The following is a 23,956-nucleotide window of genomic DNA, read 5'->3' as shown; positions in this document are numbered from 1 at the left end:
AATCAGGAGTGGTATATAAATGAAAGTTATAGCTATCAATGGAAGTGCGAAAAAGAATGGAAATACTTCTATCATTATAGAAGCAATATTTAGTGAATTAAAAAAATCAGGTATTGAAACTGAATTAATTGATTTAGCTAATACAAAAATTAATGGATGTATAGGTTGTGGAAATTGTTTTAAAAACAAAGATAAGAAATGCGTTTTTAAGAATGATATTGTAAATGAATGTATAGAAAAGATGATTGAAGCTGATGGAATTATTTTAGGTTCACCAGTATATTTTGCAGATGTTACAGCAAATATGAAGGCGTTATTAGAAAGGATTGGTATGGTATCTAAAGTTAATGGCAATCTTTTTAAACACAAAATAGGTTCATCTGTAGTGGCAGTTCGTAGAGGTGGTGCAACACGTGCTTTTGATACTATGAATTATTTCTTACACTGTATGGAAATGTACTCAGTTGGTGGCACATACTGGAATATGGTATACGGGAAAGAAGTTGGTGAAGTGCTTAATGATATTGAAGGTATGAAGAATATGGAGTCTGTTGGAAATAATATGGCTTGGATATTAAATAAGATTAACAAATAATATTATCATTAATAACAAGGAATTATCTTCATACTAAGAATTTATGTAATAGGAAACTTTCATTATAAAAATTCTTTCCATTGAGAAATTTATCCAAGTTATGAGATAATTTAATTGCCGGTAATTCTATGGGAAAGGGGATGATTATATTGATCATAAGTAGGAGGTGGCCATTAGTCTAGGTACAGGCTAATGTAACCATCAGTTAATAAGGAGGCCATATGGCTTCCTCTATAACTTAGCTTAAAAAGTACACATTTATTTTCTGTATGTATTTTGGGAAATGTTGACATAAAGTAGAACATAAAGTAATATATAACATATAATGCAGTTGAAGAAATTCATATCTGCTTGATATAAAATTCAGATGAAGGAGGATGTATAATATGAATATTTTAATAGCTAGTAAAGAGGTAATTGATCAATAACTTAATATTGTCGGAAGCAGTGTAAAAATTTATAGTTTAGTTTTTTGTAATATCTATAAAAAGGATACAATTAGAGTTCGGTTACTCTTTATTTGTTGTGCTTTCGAAAAATAATTAATAACCGTCATCTGATGAATTAATATGGATTTAAATTTGGCAGAAGGCACGAGGGTTATCGTGTTTTTTTTATTGTCTTTTTTATATAATCCCGTGGATGGTTATGTGTCCACGGGATTTTTTTAGATTTATATAAAAACTAATCAAGAAAATAAATAATAAAATTGTACTGTTGGTTTTTAAATAAGTTATTATATCCAATAGATTCGAGATGAAAGAGTAAAAAATAGCAAGTAAGATATGGGGGTGGTCTCAATGAAAAATTCTAAAATCGTAGTATTACTTGACACTGAAAATAACGAGGAGGAATTTAACGTTGTGTTACAAAAACGGAAAAGATATATTACCAGAAAAGCTTTTAAGGGAACTTCAAAAGTACATTCAAGGAGAAACAATATATATTCCTAAGAATGAAGAAAGAAAAGGATGGGGCGAAAACAATGGTACAAGACTAGCAATTAGAAAAAGAAATATGGAGATATATAATTTGTACAAAGAAGGAATAAAAATTTCTGACATAGCACAGACATATAATCTTTCTGAGGATAGTATAAGAAAAATTGTATTTAAATTAAATAATGAGATATTAAAGTTATCATGTAAGGTATTTGAAGAAGATGTTGATGCATAATGCCTAAAAGTTGGGAAAGTTTAATTATAATTATTTTTTAACTATTACTTACAGAATAAGAAAGGTAAACTATTATTATTAAGTTGTTTTAGTATTAAATAAACTGCTTAAGAGCCTTAAAAATATATTAAGTTAGGAGTGATGAATATGGGAAGCAATAATGCTGAATTTAAGGAATATTCTAGGAAAGGAATTATAAAAAATACAGAGTGAAGTTTGTATTTATTTAAAGGTAAGAATGAAATGAAAAAAGAAAATAGAATAGTAAATTTATTAACTTGCGTAAAAATTAAAATTAAAAATTATATAAGAACAATTTTTAAATTTATATCAAAGAAAAGTATTAAATGTAGTTATTCAAATTATGATTTTCAGAGACAGAATTATAATAACTACGAAAAATGCAGAATTGAAATCACTATGCAGATGCAAAAAGATAGAAACTTATTTTAAAATTTATATAGAATGGCCATCAATTCATTAAAATTGGTGGCCATTTCTCATAATGAAAATATATGTAGTTATTTTTCAATCTTCCGAGAATATGCTTAAGGCTGCAGATGCACGAACATCGTGACTTTTTCCAAGGGTGAATCCAAAAGGATAATTGATGAAAAGAGAAATAACTGATTTTATAAGAGTAAGAAGTTTCAAATGGATTTAATTAAGTATTAGTAAAGGTATTCAATAAATTGGTTCAATATGTTATAATAGTTAAATAATTTCTGAGGAAATGATTTAATGGATTTCTTTAGTATCGTGAGAATTAGATGAAAGTATATGTGGGAATTAAAGAGGAGGCATTCGAAATGTTAGGGAAGACTGAAATAGAACAAATTAAAAAGATATTAAGAAAGAACATAGATGATAATTTTATAGCTGGTGCAAACTTAAAGATAATTAAGGGAGGCAAAGAAATTTTCTATTATGAAGATGGCTTTGCTGATAAGGAAGCAGGAATTTCAATCAAAAGAGATTCTATTTTTAGACTATATTCCATGACAAAGCCTATTACAGCAGCTGCAGTTATGATACTTTTACAAAGAGGAGAAATCGATTTATATGAACCAGTAAGTAAATATATCCCGGGATTCGAAAAGCAGATGGTTGGTGCAGGTGATACTTTAGTTCCTGTCGATAGAGATGTCACGCTTAAGGATTTACTTTTTATGACATCGGGATTGGTTTATGGTGGTAATCATAGAGCAGGAAAAGATACAGAAGCTTTATTTAGAGAGATAGATGATAGATTATTAGGCGATACACCAATGAGCACAATAGAAGTTATAAATAAATTAGGGAGATGTGCCTTAGCTTTTCAACCAGGGACCTCTTGGGAGTATGGTACTTCAGCAGATGTTTTAGGTGCTGTTGTTGAAGTTGTTAGTGGTAAAAGATTAGGAGAGTTTTTTAAAGAAGAAATATTTCAACCACTAGGTATGAAAGACACAGGATTTTGGGTACCAGAAGAAAAAGGAAGTCGCCTTGCTAAAACTTATATAAATGATAATGGCGGGGATTTAGAAGTTTATACGGGGAATAATTTAGGAATAGTTAATAAGATGGATAGAAGTCCAGCATTTGAGTCAGGAGGAGCAGGATTGGTTTCTACAATAGATGATTATTCAAGATTTACTACCATGCTTATGAATGGTGGAAGTTTGGATGGCGTTCAGATCTTACTTCCTCACACAGTTAAATATCTAACATCAGGAACTTTGAATGCTGTGCAGCAGAAAAGTTTTGATAACTGGGTTACCTTAGGTGGACATAGTTATGGAAATCTAATGCGCGTAATGACTGATTGTAGTAAGGCTGGAGACTTGGGGAGCTCAGGAGAATATGGATGGGATGGCTGGCTTGGGCCATATTTCTGTAATTGTCCAGAAGAAGAATTAACATTCCTATTTATGATACAAAAAACTGATGCAGGGACCACTCATCTTACCAGAAAATTGCGAAATATTATTTTAAGTTCATGTTGTGAATAAATTAATGAAATTTTGTAGTATTATTTAGGATGTACTATTTTAGTAAACGAATAGTCATCCTTTATTATTTTATATAATTAGAAAATTATTTAGAAATTTTATAAAGAAAATTTTTACAAAAACCTTTACAAAATAAAAAAAAGGGTATAGAATAAATTTGTAAACAATTACTAAGTTTTAAACATAAAACCAAAACCGGTTTCGTATTTCAAATGAAATATTAAACTTTTTCTTTTGAAAGTTTTCGAAATGGGTTTCGATAGTCTACTTAAACAAAAACTATGATTTTTTTAATATATTCCGAAATGTGTTTTGAAATTTTGGAGTAATAAACTTAAAAGATAATTAGAATAATTTTTTTGGTATATTTCGAAACTGGTTTCGAAAACGTGGGTAGCATATTCTTTTGAAAACAAAACTAATTTTGTTAATGTTGTTCTTTAGTAAAAATTATTAAATCACAGGGGGAATATCTTATGAGACTTAAAAAAGTAATGTCACTTGTTTTGTCTGGTTTAGTAGCAACAACATTAGTTGCCTGTGGATCAGGCAGTAAAGCAACAGATGCAGCTAAGAAAGATGAAGGAAATGGAAAAATAGTATTATGGACTTTGTCAGATGACTTAAAGAGTTTTGCGGAGCACTACAAAGAGCAAAACCCAGGAAAAGAAGTTGAAGTCACAGTAATAGCTCCAGCAGATTATGTAACGAAAGTTACGACGGCATTAAGAGGGAAGGCAGACGTTCCAGACATTATAGTTGGAGAGCCTCAAATGCTTCCAAATTATTTCGAAGCTGGTTTTTGTGAAGATCTAACTAAGGAACCATACAAAATTGAGCAATATAAAGATAAAATTATTAACTATGCCTATGAAGCGGGTAAAGATTCTAAAGGAACAGTTAGAGCAGTAAGTTATCAAGTTACTCCAGGTGGAATTACTTATCGTAGAGATATAGCTAAAGCAGTTTGGGGAAATGATGATCCAGCGTTTATTGGTCAAAAATTTAAAGATGTAAATACTATAACACAAACAGCTAAAGAATTATCAGACAAGGGATATAAAATATTTGCTGATACAGGAAATTTAAGATGGTTTGTTTACGGTAAAGATCCTCAACCATGGGTAAAAGACAATAAGCTTATGATGACTGAAGATAGATTAGCTTATGTTGATGCAGCTGTAAAATTGTATCAAGAGAAATTGGTTGCCTTCGCTCCAGAATGGTCACCAGCATGGTATGCATCAATGGCTGGCCCAATTCCAATAGATGCAGGTGGTCAAGACTTAAAAGATATAGATGCAAATGCAGCTAAAACTGAAGTATTTTCATATGCGTTGCCAACATGGGGAAGTTTAATAGTAAGAGACAATGCTAAGGACAATATCGGTAAATTTGGTGTTACTACTGGACCTAATTCATATTTTGCAGGTGGAACATTTATGGCTATCAGTAGCTTTAGTAAGAATAAGCAAGCCGCTTGGGATTTTATCAAGTACTGCACCCTTAATGAGGATACTGCTAAGTGGTGGATTGAAAAATCTAAGGGTGATGTTGTTTCATATATTCCAGCATTAGAAGCTAATAAGGATATGGAAAATCAAGCGTTTGGTGGTCAAAAGACATATGCTTTCTGGTTAGAGCAAGCTAAGAAAGTCGATTTCTCATTGGTTACAAAATATGATGACCAAGTTGGAAAATTCTTTGGACAAGCTATTGAATCAGTTCAAAAAGGTGGAGTTTCAAAGGAAGATGCTTTAAAAGACTTTTATAAAAATGTGAAGACGGTATATCCAGAAATTGAAGTACCTAATTAATAAGTTAAAGGTGGGGATTTTCCTCACCTTTAAATGAAAATTCATTATATAAATTTAGTAGAGGTGAGGAATTTGAATTTAGGTATAGATACAGCAGGCAGAGGAATTAGCATGACAAAATCTAGATATCAAAGGAAAAAGAGCATAAAGGATGTAAATAAATTTGGTTATTTATTCATACTACCGTTTTTAATCGTGTTTATAATATTCAGTATATATCCTATTATTAGAACTTTATATTTAAGTTTTACAAGTTTTAATGGTTTTGGTGATCCAACATTTATTGGAATTGATAATTATGTTCGTGTAATGGATGATAAGTTATTTTGGGCCGCTTTTTTAAGTACAGTAAAAATTTGGGGTGTTAATATTATTCTTCAACTTGGATTGGCATTTTTACTAACCATAATTTTTAGCGATATAAAATATAAGATGAAAGGGTTAAGTGTTTTCAGAGCTTTATTTTACCTGCCCAATTTAATATCTGCAGCGTCAGTAGCATTTTTATTTAAAAATTTAATGGATTGGCAATTTGGCTCATTTAATCAGATTTTGGTTGATTTTGGAATAATAAGTACAAAAATAGATTGGCTGGGGCAAGCAGGAACAGCTCCTCTTGTAGTTTCAGTTATTGGAGCATGGATGTGGTTTGGAAATTCATTTATAGTTCTTATGGCAGGAGTTCAAGGTATATCAAAAGACTATTTTGAAGCAGCAACTATAGATGGTGCAGGAAGATGGACAACGTTTGGCAAAATAACTCTACCACTTCTAAAGCCGATTTTATTATATGTTGCAATTACGTCCCTTATAGGAGGACTTCAAATATTTGAAATCCCATTTTTGATTACCGATGGACTTGGAAAACCTTTTGGTTCATTAAATACTATGGTTATGTATTTATACAATACGGCATTTAAATATAATAATGTTGGTTATGCAGCTGCAATTGCATATGTAATGTTTATTATAATTGCAATATGTTCAGCATTTACGTTTAAATCAATGTATCACACAGCTAAAAAGAAGGAGGCAAGATAATGAGTACAAAATTTAAAAAGATGCTTATCTATGGGGTATTGATTCTTATAAGTCTTTTGTGCTTAGGGCCATTTCTAGTAATGATGGTTAATGCAACCAGAGAAAGTAAAGAGATAATGTCTGGATTTACATTTATCCCTGGAAACTCCTTAAGTGAAAACTGGGTACTCATGTCTGGCTTTTTTAACATATTTAGAGGTCTTGGAAATAGCTTGTTTGTTGCAGTATGCTGTACATTTTTAACAGGATATTTTTCAGCATTAACAGCATATGGTTTTGCAATATACGATTTTAAAGGGAAAAATTTTATTTTTACTATAATACTAATATTAATGATGGTACCTACACAATTAGGGCTTCTTGGATTTTATGACTTAGTAAATAATCTGGATTTAATGGATAGTTACCTACCACTCATAATACCATCAATAGCAAGTCCATTTATAGTATTTTTCTTAAGACAATACTTGGTTTCAGTATTACCAATGTCTATAGTTGAAGCAGCAAGAATGGATGGTGCCAATGAAATAAATACATTTCACAAAATTGGTCTTCCAATTATGATGCCAGGTATAGCAACAATGTCAATTGGAGTATTTATAGGATCTTGGAATAACTATTTAATACCATTAGTATTACTAATTACTCCGGATAAATTTACTTTGCCAGTTATGGTTGGATCATTAAGCGGATCGAAAGATATAGCAAATAATTTAGGTGCTACTTATTTGACAGTTGCAATATCAGTATTACCAGTAATGATAGCTTTTGCGTTCTTCTCAAAATATATAATTAACAGTATATCTGCCGGTGGAGTTAAAGAATAAATTAAATTGTAACATATATGTTTATTGATTAAGTAAGAGGTGTTTTATGAAAGTAGAAAATGCAATAAAAAATGACTATATAGATGAACTAGGATTTTATGCTATAGAAAATTATGATAAAAAAGCTCCTTTTGCAAGTTTCTTATCAGGAATAGCAGGAGTAGAAGGTATCCCGATGTGGTCCTTTTACGTTAATAGAGGGCAAGCAATAAGCAGTATTGGAGTAAGAGACAAGGACAATTGCATAATGGAATTTTTCCCAGCCAATGAAGCTTATAAAATGGTATATAGCAATGGATATAGAACATTTATTAAGTTTTTAAGAGGCAAAGAGGAAGTTGTTTTTGAACCTTTTTCTATAACTGCAAGCGATAATATAAAACGAACAATTAAAATTAAAAATAATGAAATAAAACTAATTGAAGTGAATAAAGAGTTAGAGATTGAAATTGAGATTACTTATTTCACACTTCCTAATGAGGACTTTGCAGCATTAGGAAGAAAACTTGAAATAAAAAATAAATCTAATAAAAAAATTGATGTAGAAATATTAGATGGATTGGCAGCAATATTGCCATATGGATCTACTAATGAATCTTATAAGGTATTTGGAAATACATTAAGAAGCTGGATGCAAGGAGAAGTTAAAGAAGATAAAACAGCTATATATAAGGTAAGAGCATCTACAGGAGATACAGCAAAGGTTGATAAAGTTGAAAATAGCTATTTTTATGTGGCATTCGATGAAAATGCAAACATATTAATTCCAGTAGTTGATCCAGAAAATATATTTGGATATGATACCTCATTAAAGAAACCTGTAGAGTTTCAAAATAATAATATTGAGGAAATAGTAGACAAAAATAAAATCTGCTATAATAAAGTACCTTGTGCCTTCTCAGGAAAAATAATTTCATTAGAAGGAAATACCGCGACTTATATTTATAGCTATATGGGCTACATGAATAGTAGTGAAGATGTAAATAAAGCTCTAGAGAAAATATGTAATGTAGAATATTTTGAAAGCAAGATAAACGAAGGCAATCAAGTAATTAATGAAATTAGCAAAAAGGTTGAGACTAAAACTGCATATCCTTTATTTGATCATTATATTAAACAATGCTATATTGACAATGTTTTAAGAGGAGGATATCCATTAGAAGTTGGAAATACACAAAAGAAGGTCTATTATGTATATTCTAGAAAGCATGGAGATTTAGAAAGGGATTACAATTTCTTTAGTATAGAACCAAACTATTATTCTCAAGGAAATGGAAACTTTAGAGATGTTAATCAAAATAGGCGAATGGATGTATTCATTCACCCATTCACTAAAATCGAGAATATAAAATTATTCAGTGACTTGATACAGCTTGATGGTTATAATCCTTTAGTTATTAAAGGAAAAAGATTTTACTTATATGAAAATAATAAAGAAAATGTACTGAATTTAATAGGTGAATATAAAAGTGAAAAATTAATAGAAATACTAGATGATAAATTTACTATAGGTGAATTGTATTCTGTAATAAAAAATACAGAAGAAATTCCAAATCAGAAAACAATGGAAGTAGTAAATAATATTATTGAAATGTCATGTGAAGACATAGAAGCTGATTTTGGAGAAGGTTTTTGGACAGACCATTGGACATACAATCTCGATTTAATTGAAGAGTACTTAAATATTTATCCTGATAAAATTAAAGAGCTATTAATTGAAAATGAAGACTATAAGTTTTATAACTCTCCTGAATATGTTTTACCAAGAAGTGAGAAGTACGTCTTAGATGACGGAAAAGTTAGACAATATGTAGCTTTGGAGAAAAAAGAAAAGCTACAAAGTAATTGGGTTTACGATGAAAACGGGAATTTGTATAAAACGAATTTAATGGCGAAGTTATTAATTCTTGCTGGAGTTAAATTTATGACTTTAGATCCAATGGGGATTGGAATTGAAATGGAGGCGGGTAAACCAGGTTGGAATGATGCTATGAATGGACTTCCAGGCTTATTAGGTTCAAGCTTTGCAGAAACTGCTGAGTTAAAAAGAATTTTGTTATTTATAAAAGATAACTTACATTTAATTGAAGAGTCTATAAAGCTTCCAGAAGAATTTTATGAGGCTGTATGTAGAGTAGAAAAATCACTTGCTTTAGAATTAAACGGTGATTTTAGTGAGATCGAATATTGGGACAATGTTTCTAGTATACGAGAAGAATACAGAGAAAAAATCAAATATTCAGTAAGTGGGGATAATAGAAAATTAGACGTTGAGTTCATTAAAAATATTGTTGACAAAATGATCTCGAAAATTGACTCGGGGATTAAGAAAGCTAAGAGTATGAATGAAGGTAAAATTCCAACATTTATGCATTATGATGTGACAGAATATGAGATTGATGATGGGAATAAAATCAAACCATTAAAATTTAAAGTTAACTTTTTGCCATTATTCTTGGAAGGACCTGCTAGATATTTAAAAACGGAATTAATAGATGAAGAGAAGAAAGAACTTTATAAGTTAATTAAAGAAAGTAATGTTTATGATAAAAAATTGAAAATGTATAAGACTTCAGAGTCACTTGAAGACGTATCTTTTGAAATTGGAAGAGCAAGAAGCTTTACAGCAGGATGGCTTGAAAGAGAATCAATATTTATGCATATGGAATTTAAATATATTTTAGAATTAATAAAAAATGGCTTGTATGAAGAATTCTTCGAAGCTATAAAAACGGCAATGCCTCCGTTTATGGATCCAAAAGTATATGGGAGAAGCATACTTGAGAACTCATCGTTTATTGCAAGCAGTAGCAATCCAGATGAAAGGAATCATGGAAGAGGTTTTGTGGCAAGGTTAAGTGGGACAACAGTAGAAATGCTTAATATATGGAAATTAATGATGGTTGGAGAAAAGCTTTTTGCATATGAGGATGGAATTCTTAAGTTAAGGTTAAATCCTATTTTAACTAAAGATTTCTTTAATGATGGAACATTAATAACTACTATATTAGGGGATATAAGACTTGTATATATAAATAAAAACAAGAAAAATACCTTTGGAACTGACAAAGGAGTAATAGAAGAAATTACTTTATCTGATATAAATAATAATGTAATTAAGTTAAAAGGAAATGAAATTTCTGGAGAATTTGCAGAAAAAATTAGAAATAGAGAAATAGTAGAGATACAAGCTACTATTTTGTAGTACAGGAGGAGAGAAATGAAACAATTTAATGTATATGTAACAGCGAAGGATACTGATGAAAGACTAAAGTGCTATAAATTGCAAAATTTTATCACAGATCAAAAGAAAAATAGTGTAAATAGCGTTAAAATGGATACAAGAAAAAAATATCAAAAAATCCTTGGGTTCGGAGGAGCATTAACAGAAGCTAGTGCTTATGCTCTTTCAAAGATTGATGAAAATCAACAGAAGAAAGTGCTAGAATCTTATTACCATAAAGAGAATGGAATAGGATATAACTTTGCCAGGGTTCATATTAATAGCTGTGATTTTTCTCTAGAAAATTATAGCTACGTAGAAGATGGAGATATGACATTGGATACATTCACCTTAGATCGAGATGAAAAATATGTATTACCTTTAGTTAGAACTGTTAAAGAAATGACTAATAATGACTTGAGCATATTAGCAAGTCCATGGAGTCCGCCAAGTTATATGAAGACAAATGGTGAAATGAATAATGGTGGAAAACTTAGAGAAGACTGCAAACAATTATGGGCAGATTATTTTGTGAAATATATAAATAAAATGAAAGATAAAAATATAGATATTTGGGCAGTTACAGTTCAAAATGAACCTGCGGCACATCAAGTATGGGATTCTTGCCTTTACACTGCTGAAGAAGAAAGGGATTTTGTTAAAGACTACTTAGGACCTACAATGCATAAAAACGGGTTAGATGATAAGAAAATAATAATTTGGGACCATAATAGAGATATAGTATACGAAAGAGCAAAAGCTGTTCTTGAAGATAAAGAAGCAGCTAAATATGTATGGGGTACTGGAATTCACTGGTATGTATCTGAAGAGTTTTCTAATACAACAAAGGTTCATGATGAGTTTCCAGATAAGCATATAATCTTTACTGAAGGATGTCAGGAAGGCGGAGTAAAATTAGAATCGTGGGATACTGGAGAAAGATATGGTAGAAATATAATTGGAGATTTAAATAATTATATTGAAGCATGGATGGATTGGAATATTGTTCTTAATGAAGCTGGAGGACCAAACCATGTAAACAATTTATGTGATGCTCCAATAATAGTAGATAGTAAAACAAAGGAAGTACATTATAATAGTTCATTTTTCTATATTGCGCACTTTAGCAAATTCATTAAGAAGAATTCAGAAAGAATATATAGCAGCGTTATAGGTGATAAAATATATGCAGTTGGTTCTATAAAAAAAGATAATACTTTATGTGCAGTAATAATGAATGAAGAGAATGAAGATAAATATATTAACTTACAAATTGATGATGAAAGTGTAACAGTAAAATTAAAAGCACACTCTATCTACACTATTGTTGAAGAATAGTAGTATATAGAGGTTTCTGAAAAAGAGAAGGAGAGATATAAAAAGATGAGTACAATATATGAAATAGCAAAAATTGCAGGAGTTTCGCCGACTACAGTATCAAAAGTAATAAATAACTATCCAGATGTAAGTGATAAGACTAGGGCAAAGATAAAAAAGATACTAGAAGAAGAAAACTTTTTACCAAATTCTCAAGCTCAATTTTTATCTACTAAGAGAACCTGGACATTAGGAATAGTATATTTTGAAAATCTTGGAGTTGGACTTAATCATCCTTTTTTTTCAGGCGTAATTGAGGCTTTTAAAAAACAAGCAGATAAACATGGATATTCATTATTATTTGGTTCTAAAAATGATAGGCTAAAGAATGATACTTTCTTAGAGTATTTTAAGTATAGATGCGTAGATGGAATTGCTATAATCTGTACAGATCCAAATGATAAAGAAACATTAGAGTTAATAGAAAGTGACTTCCCAATTGTTGTAATAGATATGTTCAGCAAGAATACATCAACAGTAACTTCAGACAATTTAGAAGGCTGTAACCTAGCTATAAAGTATTTATATGACTTAGGGCATAGAGAAATTGCTCATATTACAGGAGCAAGTAAATCAGATAACTGGCCAAGTCATATTAGAAAAGAAGGCTATATAAAAATTATGAAAAAATTGAAATTAGAAATAAAAGAGGGATACATTGCAGATGGAGTGAATTTTGATGTTTCTGGAGGCTATAATGCTATGAAAGATTTACTAAATCTAAAAGATAGACCGACAGCTGTATTTGCAGCCTGTGATAAGATTGCTATTGGTGCTATAAATGCAGCAAAGGATGCAGGGATTAAAATCCCTGAAGATATTTCGATAATCGGTTTTGATGATATAGAGATTTCAGAATATTTAACACCTAGACTTACAACTATAAGACAAAGCTGTAATGAAATTGGAAGGACTGCTGTGGATTTATTAGTAGAGCAGATTAATGGAAAAGAGAAACTAAAAATAAATAAAATAGTGCCAGTTGAATTAGTTGAGAGAGATTCATGTAAGAGAATAAAGTAATAAAACAAAAATAGAATTTATATTATTTATATTATTATAAAGGTGGTTATCCAGTATGGCGAGTTGTGAATTTTTAAATAGTAAAGGGACATTTAGACTTAAAAGTCCAGAGAATAATAGTTATATGTATTTCCCACTTGCAAATGAGGCTGGGGTTATGTCTAGTATAACTCCGACCTTAAATGGAGATTGTAAGATGGGGCAAAATACATTTTTACTTGCTCCAGTGAGTAGTGAGGAACTTCATAATAATAAGTCTTCAAGAAATTTTTGGGTATATATTGATGGAGTAGGAGCTTGGTCAGCTACTGGAATTTCAGCAGCACAACAAGCTGAAATATTCAGCCAAGATAAAGAAGAAACACAATTAGAAGCGGGAATAATGTGGCATAAAGCAACTAGAACATCAAGGAAATATGGTCTAAAAAGTGAAATAATATCATTTATTCCAGCAACAGATGATAAAGTAGAGCTAATGAAGATAACAATAACCAATATAGGCAATGAACCTAAGAAAATAACTCCAACAGCAGCAATACCTCTATATTGTCGTTCAGCAGATAATATTAGGGATCACAGACATGTAACGTCTCTTTTGCATAGAATTAAAACTACTGAATATGGAATAATAGTTAATCCTACATTAACTTTTGATGAAAGAGGGCATAAAAAAAATACAGTATTTTATGGTGTTTTGGCTGCAAAAGGAAATGGAGAAAAACCAGTTAGCTTTTGTCCACTAGTGGAGGATTTCATTGGAGAAGGAGGGTCATTTGAAAATCCTAAAACTATAGTACTTAATGAGGAGTTCAAGATTAAATCTAATGATAAGTTAGAAGGTTATGAAGCAATTGGAGCTATACGCTTTGAAGATGAAGTAATTGAAGCGGCAGAATCTAAAACTTATATAGTAGCTATAGGATTTGGAGATTGTAAGTCTGATTTCGATAGTATTGTTAATAATGACTTAAAGGAAACCGCTTTCGATAATCTTATGAAAGAAACTGAAAAGTATTGGGATACAAAAATAAATATATCTTATGAAACTAAGGATAAGCAATTTGATAATTGGATGTATTGGGTGAATTTCCAACCAATGCTTAGAAGAATTTATGGCTGTTCATTTTTACCTCACCACGATTACGGAAAAGGTGGACGAGGTTGGAGAGATTTGTGGCAAGATTGTTTAGCTTTGTTAGCTATGGATCCAAGTAATGTTAGAGGAATGCTTTTAGACAATTTTGGTGGAGTTCGTTTTGATGGTACTAATGCAACAATAATCGGAACAAAGCAAGGAGAGTTTATTGCAGATAGAAACAATATAACTCGTGTTTGGATGGATCATGGAGCATGGCCATTCTTAACAACTAAACTTTATATAGAGCAAACTGGAGATATAGAATTTCTTTTAGAAAAGAAAAGTTACTTTAAAGATATTCAAGAGGGAAGAGGGACAGAAAAAGATCTTTTATGGAACGAAAAGCAAGGAAATCAAATGCTTACAGATGAAGAGGAAGAGTATAAAGGAACTATATTAGAACACATTTTAATACAACATTTAACTGCTTTTTATGATGTCGGAGAGCATAATAACTTAAAACTTCATGGAGCAGATTGGAATGATGGCTTAGATATGGCTGATGAGAAAGGAGAAAGTGTTGCATTTAGTGCTCTATATAGTGGAAACATTTCAAACATTGCAGAACTATTAAAATACTTAAGAGATAAAAAGAATATTAAGAATGTGGAACTAGCTGAAGAGCTACTTGTGTTATTAAGTGGAAACGATGAACTTTATGATAAAGTAGAAGTAAAGAGAAGAGTGTTAAAAGAGTATTGTTCGAAGTGCAGACATAATATTAGAGGTAATGTTATTGGTATGGATTGTAATGAATTGATTTCTAATATTGAGGGAAAGGCAAAATGGCTTAAGAATCATATACAAAAAAATGAGTGGATTTGCAACAAGGAAGGTTATAGCTGGTATAACGGCTATTATGATAACAATGCCAGAAGAGTTGAAGGTGATGGTGAGCATGGAACACGCATGATGCTTACAGGACAAGTATTTACAATAATGAGCAGCACTGCTACAGAAGAACAGGTAAAGAGTATAGTCAAAGCAGCAGATAAATATCTTTACGATAAATCTATAGGTGGTTATAGATTAAATACTAACTTTAATGAAGTAAAAACAGATCTAGGAAGAATGTTTGGTTTTGCTTATGGACATAAAGAAAATGGGGCAGTATTTAGCCATATGGCAATTATGTATGCTAATGCACTTTATCAAAGAGGCTTTGTAGAAGAAGGATTTAAAGTTATTGATACTCTTTATAATCACTGCAATAACTTTGATGTAAGTAGAATTTACCCAGGAGTGCCTGAATATATAAACCAAAAAGGTAGAGGGATGTATCATTATTTAACAGGGTCAGCTAGCTGGTTGATACTTACAGTATTATCTGAAATGTTTGGAGTGAAAGGTGAAATGGGTGATCTGACCTTTGAACCGAAGTTATTAGAAAAGCAATTTAATGAAGAAAATAAAGCAGCAATAGATATGATTTTTGCTGAAAGAAAACTTAGGATTGAATATGTAAATGATAATAGGAAAGAATATGGAAACTATAGCATAAACGAAATTTATATTAATGGGAAAAAGTATAAATTTAATGGAAAAACGACTATAAGTAGAGCGACAATAAAAGAATTAGAAAAGGTCAGCAAACACATAATAAAAATTATTCTTAATTAACAGAGTTAAGTTATAAAGACTATATTACTGATATCATAAGAGGAGGAAAATCATGAATAAATAGTTTATCGAGGTTTCTGAATATACTGAGGAAGTATACAAACCTTTAGTTGATTATAAATCTTGGCGTGTTGCTGTACTAAATTATATGTAAACCATTCTGTATGGCATACTCATACATTAAGTGAAGGCGCATCTGTTCTAATTGTTGAGAATTCAGATACTGGAGATGATAATTCTCCAATACACCTATTTAGTGATGGGCAGAAAATAATGATAATGCAATTAGTTAAAGATTTGTGGAAATAGTAAGATAAAATATAAAGTGAAACTTTTCAGGTGGAGTTTTAGCTCCAGCTGAATTTAGTTGAACTTATACCCTAAAGAGGCATCTCGTCAAGGAGCGTCAGCAGTTATCTACTACTTAAAGAAGTAGGAGTGTTAAGGATGCTAGCTATCGGATAAATTTATTATATGATTTGAGTAATTGGTTAAAGATTATAAAAAGCACAATATACTCAAATCATATATTATTGGTTGAGAATTTAATCTATTATATCTAAGTTAAAAAATCAAAATGAATACAAAATACAAAAGCTTAAGGAGCGAATTAATATGATAAAATACATAAAAGTTAACGTAAAAGACTTACCTTTGCGAAAAAAGCTCTTTAGATCATTTATGATAATAACTATTCTAGGAAGTTTGTCTTCAATTATTAGTTTAGTTTTTTTACAGTTAATAACTGTTCAATATAATAAAGCTATAAATAATTATGGGTTTTCCCAGGGTGAAGTTGGGAAGCTTGGAATAAAAGTTGAAAATTCATATTCTATCGTAAGAGATATGGTAATGTTAGAGGATGAAAGTTTTGATGAAACACGAAAAGCAAATGTTAGAGACTCAATTAATAATTATTCAGAGGAAATTAAACAATTATTAATATCAATAGAAAAAACTAATACAACAGCTATAGAGAAAGAAGAATTCGAGAAAATTAGAAATGATATAAGTGAGTATGAACCTATTAGAGATAGAGTTTTAGAGCTGGGATTAGAAAAGAAAAACAAACAAGCCTCTCAAATAATGAAATCTCAAGTAAGTCCTGTAGTAGAAGTACTTACAGTTGATGTATCAGAATTATTACAAACTAAAATTAATATTTGTAATGATTTAGTTGATAAATTGAAAGTATTAAAAATAATCTCAATTTTAATTATCTTAATATCTATCGGAATAACTTTTGGATTAACCGCGTTTTTATCTAGATATATAACCAACTTTATTAGTGAACCTATAGAAAACATGAATAAAATTGCAAACCAAATGGCAGAGGGAAATTTGGAGGTAGCTATAGAAGTGGAGTCCAAGGATGAAATTGGCGGATTAGCAGAATCTTTTTCGGAGATGATAAAGACTCTTAAAGCATATATTAATGATATATCTCATGTATTAGGTTACATATCAAAAGGAAACTTAAATGTTTCTACTAGGGAAGAATATAAAGGGGATTTTGTTGAAATAAAAAAATCATTACATAATATTCTGATATCTTTTAATGGAGTTTTCACTGAAATAAATGAAGCAACTTATCTAGTAACAGGCAGTGCTGATAAAGTTGCCAGCATAGCTAAGGTATTATCACAGGGAACAGTTGAACAAGCTTGTTCTATACAGCAGCTCTCTGCCTCAATGACAGAAATTAATGAAAAAGTTCAAAGCACTGCTAAAAATGCTATTAATACAAATTCCATTGCAACTAGTTTGGTTAAAAATATAGAAGAAAGTAACTATCAAATGAATGAAATGCTAAATGCCATGAATGAGATTGAAAAATCATCCAAGGATATTAATAATATTATAAAGGTTATTGATTACATTTCAGAACAAACAAATTTATTAGCATTAAATGCAGCTATAGAAGCAGCAAGAGCAGGTGAGGCGGGAAAAGGTTTTTCTGTTGTTGCTGATGAAGTAAGGAACCTAGCAAATCAAAGTACAAATGCTGCCAAACAAACAACGCAGCTTATTGAAGATTCTATAAAGGTAGTTAGCTTTGGTAAAACATTAGCACAAAACACTGCTCAGGCGCTAAAAAATGTTGTTGAGGAGGTAAATAAAGCTACAGAATTAGTTCATATTATCGCGTCAGCATCTGAGGAACAAGCTCAATCTATAAAACAAGTAAATGACGGGATATTACAGATAACAAATGTTGTTCAATCAACATCATTAATAGCAGAGCAAAGTGCTACTGCTAGTAATGAATTAACAAATCAAGCAAATACTCTTGATAATATGATTGAAAAATATAACAAAGTTCACGCTTAACTTTGTTAAGAGAAATAATTATTAAGGATCGAGGTAATAAAGAAAGAGAAGATAAAACTAATAAATTATTAAGAGACATTTGTTTATATAATTTTTTGATAAACTCATAATCTAAAAACAATAATATATTCCGGGGAGAAATCTTATTCTCCCGTAAACTTTAAAATTCAAAACATAAATTACTGAACGTACCCATGTCATAATTTCTATTAATCACTCTTGCCGTATTATTTTCATTTCCGCTTCCCATGGCAATGAAGAGAGGAATAAAGTGATCGGCTCTTGGAACTGCAAGTTTTGCATGAGGAGCAAGCTTTAAATACGAAGCTAATGAATCCAAATCTTTTTTTTCAACATGTTTAATTAGCCAATCATCAAAGGCTACAGCCTCAGGTCTAACTGATACCTCACCAGGAAAAATCCAATTCAGATTGTGTACCGTGGTTCCACTGCCTATCACTAGGATGTCTTCTTGTCCAAGATTACGTAAAGCCTTACCGATATTATATTGTTCTTTGATTGATAAAGAGGGATTAACAGAGAGCTGAATTACTGGGATATCAGCATTTGGATACATGTGTTTTAATGGAATCCATGAACCATGATCCAATCCCCTCATGAGTTCTATTTTTGTTTTTATATTATTATTTATAAGTTCTTCTTCTACTAATAGTGCAATTTCAGTAGATCCCTTGGCGGGGTACTTGATTTCATACATTTCTTTTGAAATCCGTAATAGTCATGAATGGTATCAAGAATATTATTAGTATATGTTAATGACAAAACCTCGTTTTCCCAATGAGCGCTAAAAATGACTATTGCTTTTGGTGTAATAAGCTTACCTAAATAATTAAGAAATGTAGTATATTTGTTTACTTCAATTGCTAAATTGGGAGAACCATGACTTAAAAACAATGATGGAACCATTTAAAATCCTCCTAGTGAAAACTTAATAAAATCTTTTCTGATAGTTTTGATCATTTTTTAAAGAATTATTCTTCACTTATCTTTTCAGATGTGGTGCAAGAAAAGAGTGGTAGTGGAAAATCTTAGCGAAGGAAATGGAATTTAATAGAGTGAAAGTAAAATGATTTTCAGCCTTATTTCTATTTATGGAAAAGTGTTGGAATTGATCCAAATTATTAGTAATTAATGGAATAACTAAGAATAAGCAAGAAAAAAGGGTACAAACATAGGTATGAATATAAAAATGTGGATTCTCAGCATATGCACAGATTGTTGACGATTACTAAAGGTGCTATAATGTTTATATTAGGGGACGGTAAGGGGGAAAGGTTTATTAAACCGACGAAATATGAAGAAAAGAATTGTATCATTAGTTTTAGTAATCATAATGACTTTAGGAAGTTCAATATCAGCATTTGCAGCACCCGATAATGCACAGTTAAATGAATCAAGGCAAAAATATACTGAAATTGAAAATAGAATAAAAGACATTGAAAGTAAAGTTGACGAATTGAGTGCTCAAATTGAGCCACTGCAAGTTGCAGTTGATAAAAATAAAAGGGAAATTGAAAATATTAATAATATAATCGAAAATACTAAGAAAGATATAAATCAATGTAAAAAAGAGATAAATGATTTAGACCTAGCGTTAGGTCAAAGAGTAAAGGCAATGTATAACTCAGGAGATCTGGAATTTAACTATGTTAATTTTGTACTTAAAGCAGATTCTAGCAGCGAATTCTTCTCAAGGATACAAGCTGTAACTGAAATTGTAGGAAAAGATAAATCAGCAATAGAAAATATTGAAGATAAGAAAAATGAGTTAAATAGTAAAGTGAAGTCTTTAGATGATAAAAAGAATGAAATAAATAAGCTTACTAAAGAAATTCAAGATGATTTAAGTGAATTAGATAAAAAGAAGAGAGACCAACAGGCTTTAGCAGAACAGGCAAAGGTAGAAAGAAGCAAATTTGATGCTGAATATTTATCACAATTAGAAAGGGAAGCTGTAAAATCTCAGTTTGATACGATAGATAGTTCAAGTAGTACATATGCAGATGTTCAAGGTGCAATTAGTCAATTAATTAGTATTAGAGATAATCAGATAAAAAGTCCAATTATTATTAAAGAGATTAATAGCAAACTTGATAATGCAAAGGTAATAGCAAGTCAAAAGAAAGCAGCTGAGGAAAAACAAGCAGCTGAACGTGAAAGACAAGCTCAAGCACAAGCCAAAGCTTCAAATACAAAAGTAGATACTAAAAAAGCAAATACTAAAGTATCTGCTCCTTCAGCAGGAAATGCTCAGGCTGTTTTAAATGAAGCATATAAACATTTAGGAACTCCTTATGTCTGGGGAGCAACAGGTCCGGATACTTTTGATTGTTCAGGATTTACTTCTTATGTTTATAGAAATGCCACGGGAATAGACATTTCAAGAACAACCTATACTCAAATAGATGTTGGACAATCTATTAGCCGAGATGAACTTAAACCAGGAGATTTGGTATTTCCTAATCCTGGGCACGTGGGAATATATGTAGGTAATGGACAAATGATACATGCTCCTCAAACAGGGGATGTTGTAAAAGTAGGTCCTGTATATAATTTTTATGCAGCAAGAAGGATATTGTAGTTAGAATAAAATTCTATTCAGCATAACTTATGAAAGGTTAGAAAGAGTAATTCTTTCTAACCTTATTATTTACATCCGATAATAATTAAATAATTTTTTAAATATTTTATTTATGAACTTCAGAATAAAACTAAAGGAATATATATGTGAATCTATTAATAAAATTATATTATTTTTAACTCGGTTGAATTTGTGTTAAGGATGGGAGTAATATTGATGAAAATTAATTGTAAAAATTTGAGCATATTTGTAATTTTATTAATGGTCGAAATAGCAATTGCGCTATTTATACATGATAAAATAATTAGGCCTTTCATAGGGGACGTCTTAGTTGTATGTTTGATCTATTTCTTTCTTAAGAGTTTTATTAATAAAGGAAAATTCTTAATATTATATGTTTTTTTATTTGCCTGCTTTATTGAATTTACTCAATATTTGAATATAATTTCTTTTTTGCATTTAGAAAATGTTAAAATAGTCCAAATAGTATTAGGATCAACTTTTGATGTGGGTGATATTTTTTGCTATTTCATAGGAACTGTACTGATATATGCTTATGAAAAATTAATTTTCAATTATACATTTAAATAGATTATTAAGGTTAGACTAAAATTAGAGGTATGTGAATAAAAAACAGTAAAAGTGCTAAATTAAATTTTAATTAAATACAATTGTTTATTTATAGAAAATAATATATTATAAAGTAAAATATCCATAATGATTTAATAAGTAAGTAAAATTTATTTAAATTAGTAAAGGGGAATGAAATATGTATGCACACGAAATAGACTATACTATTTATGGCGATGATATGCAGTATGTGGAAATTGAATTAGACCCAACAGAAACTGTAATTGCAGAAGCAGGGTCAATGATGATGATGGACTCAAACATACAAATGGAAACCATCTTTGGAGATGGATCAAAGCAGAATTCTAATGGCTTTATGGATAAGCTTTTTTCGGCGGGTAAAAGGGTACTTACAGGAGAAAGTTTATTTATGACGGCATTTACAAATTCAGGTACTTTAAAAGAAAAGGTATATTTTGCGGCACCTTATCCCGGAAAAATACTTCCTATGGATTTAAGCACACTTGGTGGAAGGCTAATATGTCAAAAAGATGCCTTTTTATGTGCAGCAAAAGGTGTTTCTGTAGGGATAGATTTTAGAAAAAAATTAAGCGTAGGTTTCTTTGGCGGAGAAGGATTCATTCTTGAAAAATTAGAGGGAGATGGAATGGCTTTTATACATGCTTGTGGTGCAATTGTTAAGAGAAATCTTATGCCAGGGGAAATATTAAAAATAGATACTGGATGTATTGTTGCTATGACTAGGGATGTACAATATGATATACAATTTGTAGGTGGAATTAAAAATACTCTGTTTGGAGGAGAGGGTGTGTTCTTTGCTACAGTTTCAGGTCCGGGAACAGTGTGGATACAAAGTTTACCATTTAGCAGACTGGCTGAACGTGTATTTGCAGCAGCGCCAACTGCAGGCGGAAGAGGCAAAGAAGAAGGCAGTGTACTTGGTATGTTAGGTAATTTCTTAGATGGGGACAATTAATTTAGAATTAATCTAAATAGAGTGGGTATTTTATAGAAATGACTTAAATTGTTATGGTACAATAATTTAAGTCGTTTTCTTGTACACTGATATTCTGGAGTTAATTTATATATAAATAAATTTATAATTGGTTATTTAGGTACATATATCTTTCGGTAATGTAACTTAAAATCCCATTAAGAAGAGAATGTTGAGGAGTGGCATTTTAGTATTTTATGGCATAGTATATTAGAAATTAATTATTAAATATTAATAAGGATATATATTATAATTGCTAGGGTAAGTGTTTATACATTAAACAGTAAGATTTTAAGTCTTTACTAACGATAATGATTATCATATAATAAAGAAGAGAGGTGATTAATTATGGCGGAAAAATCCAAAAAAACAGTTAGAAATAAGCTTTTGGGGGCGGACCTGTTAAAGTATATTGGACCTGGAATTTTAGTTACAGTTGGATTTATAGATCCAGGAAATTGGGTGTCAAACATAGCAGCAGGATCAAGTTATGGTTATAAATTACTTTGGATCGTTACATTATCTACAATAATGCTTATTATATTGCAACATAACGCTGCTCATTTAGGAATAGTAACAGGATTATGTATTTCTGAAGCAATCAATAAACATGTTAATAAAAGTATTGGAAGAGTAATTACACTTACAGCAATGTTAGCAGCTGTAAGTACAGCAATGGCAGAAATTTTGGGAGCTGCGATAGCTTTGAAAATGTTATTTAATATGCCTTTGAAAATAGGAGCTTTAATTTCTGCATCAGTAATAGTTGTTATGTTATTTTCCAACTCCTATAGAAAAATTGAGAAAGTAATTATTGGATTTGTATCGATAATTGGAATATCATTTATATTTGAAACTTTTTTGGTTGATATAGATTGGGGAGAAGCTCTGCAAAGTGCAGTTATACCCAGTATACCATTAAATTCTTTGCCGATAATAATGAGTGTTTTAGGTGCAGTCGTAATGCCACATAATTTATTTTTACATTCAGAAGTAATTCAAAGCAGGAAATGGAACTTGAAGGACAAGTCAATCTTAGAGAAACAATTAAAATATGAATTTATGGATACATTGTTATCTATGATAATTGGATTTATAATAAATAGTGCTATGATTTTAGTTGCAATAACATTTTTCAAAAATAATATTCAGGTTACCGAACTTGAACAAGCTCAATCAATGTTAAAACCGTTACTTGGAAATTCGGCTTCGATAGTATTTGCAATAGCATTGCTTTTTGCAGGCTTAGCCTCATCAGTTACTGCAGGAATGGCTGGAGGTTCTATATTTGCAGGATTATTTGGAGAAGAATATGATATAAATAATAAGCATAGTAAAACAGGTGTATTAATAACAATATTATTTTCATTAGTTGTAATATTTTTTATTAACAATCCATTTCAAGGACTATTATATTCTCAAATGTTATTAAGTATACAGTTACCTATAACCATTTTCACTCAAATATACTTGACATCCTCAAAGAAAGTAATGGGTGTATATAAAAATACACCGGTAGAAAAAATAACATTATGGATAATTGCTGGAATAGTTACAATTTTAAATATAATGTTATTAGTAAATTCCTTTTAAACAAAGTAAATATTATT

19 protein-coding genes are annotated in these 23,956 nt (G+C 30.4%); 17 read left to right on the top strand and 2 right to left on the bottom strand.

The window, feature by feature from the left end:
* The first annotated feature begins 19 nt into the window (after positions 1 to 19).
* The 13 genes from D2A34_RS16920 (at position 20) to D2A34_RS16860 (ending at position 18,159) form a co-directional block, all read left to right on the top strand.
* Positions 20 to 595: a flavodoxin family protein gene (locus tag D2A34_RS16920; RefSeq protein WP_079441223.1), complete on the top strand. Its 576-nt coding sequence runs from the start codon at positions 20 to 22 to the stop codon at positions 593 to 595.
* Positions 596 to 1,456: 861 nt separating this feature from the next.
* Entirely contained in the window at positions 1,457 to 1,771 is a 315-nt protein-coding gene (locus tag D2A34_RS16915; RefSeq protein ID WP_119367367.1) for a CD3324 family protein, read from the top strand.
* Positions 1,772 to 2,014: 243 nt separating this feature from the next.
* The gene (locus D2A34_RS16910; RefSeq protein ID WP_079441221.1) at positions 2,015 to 2,224 is read left to right on the top strand and encodes a hypothetical protein; all 210 of its coding nucleotides are present in this window, start codon (positions 2,015 to 2,017) and stop codon (positions 2,222 to 2,224) included.
* A 356-nt stretch (positions 2,225 to 2,580) separates the two neighbouring features.
* The gene (locus D2A34_RS16905) at positions 2,581 to 3,762 is read left to right on the top strand and encodes a serine hydrolase domain-containing protein (RefSeq protein WP_079441220.1); all 1,182 of its coding nucleotides are present in this window, start codon (positions 2,581 to 2,583) and stop codon (positions 3,760 to 3,762) included.
* A gap of 476 nt (positions 3,763 to 4,238) precedes the next feature.
* Complete coding sequence (locus D2A34_RS16900; RefSeq protein WP_119367366.1) at positions 4,239 to 5,579, top strand: ABC transporter substrate-binding protein; 1,341 nt, start codon at positions 4,239 to 4,241, stop codon at positions 5,577 to 5,579.
* Positions 5,580 to 5,612: 33 nt separating this feature from the next.
* A complete protein-coding gene (locus D2A34_RS16895) occupies positions 5,613 to 6,620 on the top strand; it encodes a carbohydrate ABC transporter permease (protein ID WP_341467258.1) in 1,008 nt (335 codons plus the stop codon).
* Entirely contained in the window at positions 6,620 to 7,447 is an 828-nt protein-coding gene (locus tag D2A34_RS16890; protein WP_119367365.1) for a carbohydrate ABC transporter permease, read from the top strand. The genes D2A34_RS16895 and D2A34_RS16890 overlap by 1 nt, the downstream gene beginning before the upstream one ends.
* A 46-nt stretch (positions 7,448 to 7,493) precedes the next feature.
* Positions 7,494 to 10,652 carry a hypothetical protein gene (locus D2A34_RS16885; RefSeq protein ID WP_119367364.1) on the top strand — a complete coding sequence of 1,053 codons (3,159 nt, stop codon included), beginning with the start codon at positions 7,494 to 7,496 and terminating at the stop codon, positions 10,650 to 10,652.
* A gap of 15 nt (positions 10,653 to 10,667) precedes the next feature.
* Positions 10,668 to 12,008 (top strand): glycoside hydrolase family 30 protein, encoded by a 1,341-nt coding sequence (locus D2A34_RS16880; protein WP_119367363.1) that lies wholly within the window; start codon positions 10,668 to 10,670, stop codon positions 12,006 to 12,008.
* 45 nt (positions 12,009 to 12,053) lie between these two features.
* Positions 12,054 to 13,070 carry a LacI family DNA-binding transcriptional regulator gene (locus D2A34_RS16875; protein WP_119367362.1) on the top strand — a complete coding sequence of 339 codons (1,017 nt, stop codon included), beginning with the start codon at positions 12,054 to 12,056 and terminating at the stop codon, positions 13,068 to 13,070.
* Positions 13,071 to 13,125: 55 nt separating this feature from the next.
* Positions 13,126 to 15,828, top strand: a complete 2,703-nt coding sequence (locus tag D2A34_RS16870) for a GH36-type glycosyl hydrolase domain-containing protein (RefSeq protein ID WP_119367361.1) — start codon at positions 13,126 to 13,128, stop codon at positions 15,826 to 15,828.
* A 123-nt stretch (positions 15,829 to 15,951) separates the two neighbouring features.
* Positions 15,952 to 16,137 (top strand): hypothetical protein, encoded by a 186-nt coding sequence (locus tag D2A34_RS16865; protein ID WP_243128355.1) that lies wholly within the window; start codon positions 15,952 to 15,954, stop codon positions 16,135 to 16,137.
* A 306-nt stretch (positions 16,138 to 16,443) separates the two neighbouring features.
* The gene (locus D2A34_RS16860) at positions 16,444 to 18,159 is read left to right on the top strand and encodes a methyl-accepting chemotaxis protein (RefSeq protein WP_119367360.1); all 1,716 of its coding nucleotides are present in this window, start codon (positions 16,444 to 16,446) and stop codon (positions 18,157 to 18,159) included.
* A 160-nt stretch (positions 18,160 to 18,319) separates the two neighbouring features.
* Here the strand turns inward: D2A34_RS16860 and D2A34_RS16855 are convergent, their stop codons facing one another.
* Both D2A34_RS16855 and D2A34_RS27590 read right to left on the bottom strand, forming a co-directional pair.
* Positions 18,320 to 18,877: a DODA-type extradiol aromatic ring-opening family dioxygenase gene (locus D2A34_RS16855; RefSeq protein WP_341467257.1), complete on the bottom strand. Its 558-nt coding sequence runs from the start codon at positions 18,875 to 18,877 to the stop codon at positions 18,320 to 18,322.
* A complete protein-coding gene (locus tag D2A34_RS27590) occupies positions 18,826 to 19,086 on the bottom strand; it encodes a class III extradiol ring-cleavage dioxygenase family protein (protein ID WP_341467256.1) in 261 nt (86 codons plus the stop codon). Before D2A34_RS27590 ends, D2A34_RS16855 begins: the two co-directional genes overlap by 52 nt.
* A gap of 388 nt (positions 19,087 to 19,474) precedes the next feature.
* Here D2A34_RS27590 and D2A34_RS16850 point away from each other — a divergent pair, with 388 nt between their 5' ends.
* The 4 genes from D2A34_RS16850 to D2A34_RS16835 all read left to right on the top strand — a co-directional run bounded on the left by D2A34_RS16850 (position 19,475) and on the right by D2A34_RS16835 (position 23,939).
* Entirely contained in the window at positions 19,475 to 20,761 is a 1,287-nt protein-coding gene (locus tag D2A34_RS16850) for a C40 family peptidase (protein ID WP_119367359.1), read from the top strand.
* Between the two features lie 201 nt (positions 20,762 to 20,962).
* Positions 20,963 to 21,352 carry a ribosomal maturation YjgA family protein gene (locus D2A34_RS16845; protein ID WP_341456922.1) on the top strand — a complete coding sequence of 130 codons (390 nt, stop codon included), beginning with the start codon at positions 20,963 to 20,965 and terminating at the stop codon, positions 21,350 to 21,352.
* Positions 21,353 to 21,530: 178 nt separating this feature from the next.
* Positions 21,531 to 22,328, top strand: coding sequence for a TIGR00266 family protein (locus tag D2A34_RS16840; protein ID WP_079441217.1), 798 nt, complete (start codon positions 21,531 to 21,533; stop codon positions 22,326 to 22,328).
* A gap of 366 nt (positions 22,329 to 22,694) precedes the next feature.
* Complete coding sequence (locus D2A34_RS16835) at positions 22,695 to 23,939, top strand: Nramp family divalent metal transporter (protein WP_079441216.1); 1,245 nt, start codon at positions 22,695 to 22,697, stop codon at positions 23,937 to 23,939.
* Positions 23,940 to 23,956 lie beyond the last annotated feature (17 nt).

Origin of the sequence: Clostridium chromiireducens, from assembly GCF_003575225.1 — a bacterium.
Lineage (GTDB): Bacteria > Bacillota > Clostridia > Clostridiales > Clostridiaceae > Clostridium > Clostridium chromiireducens.
This window is presented reverse-complemented; position numbering and strand designations above follow the sequence as displayed.